The organism is Oceaniradius stylonematis, from assembly GCF_003149475.2.
GTDB lineage: Bacteria > Pseudomonadota > Alphaproteobacteria > Rhizobiales > Rhizobiaceae > Roseitalea > Roseitalea stylonematis.
The window spans coordinates 1-500 of the sequence record NZ_QFWV02000019.1 but is presented as its reverse complement, the minus strand read 5'-3'; the positions used below and the strand labels follow the sequence as shown (position 1 = coordinate 500).

1 protein-coding gene is annotated in these 500 nt (G+C 63.2%); it reads right to left on the bottom strand.

Annotated elements, in window-relative coordinates; all coding sequences use genetic code 11:
* The coding region (locus tag DEM25_RS17445; RefSeq protein WP_120222800.1) for an aminotransferase class I/II-fold pyridoxal phosphate-dependent enzyme at positions 1-500 on the bottom strand (500 nt) is incomplete at both ends.

Here is a 500-nt window from a genome sequence, read left to right as displayed (position 1 = left end):
CCGTCGGATAGTTGATCGGCTGCACATAGATGCCGTAATCGTCCAGAAGGATGTCCGAGATCCATTTGCACTTGGCCGCATCGCCCACCATCACCGGCACGATGTGGCTCGGATTGGCCATGTGCGGAATGCCCTGACGGTCGAGCGCGGCGCGCACCTTCCTCACAGCCTCCTGATGCGCAAGGCGCTTGTCGTCATGGGCCTTCAGATGCCGGATCGAGGCGACCGCGCCCGCCGCCAGTGCCGGCGGCAAGGCCGTCGTGAAGATGAAGCCCGAGGCAAAACTGCGCACGAAATCGACAAGGTTCTTCGAGCCGGTGATGTAGCCGCCCATCACGCCGAACGCCTTGCCCAGCGTCCCCTCGATGACGTCGATCCGGTCCATCAGCCCTTCGCGTTCGGCAACGCCGCCGCCGCGCGGGCCGTACATGCCCACCGCATGCACCTCGTCGATATATTTCAGCGCGCCATATTTGTCGGCCACATCGCAGATCTTCTCG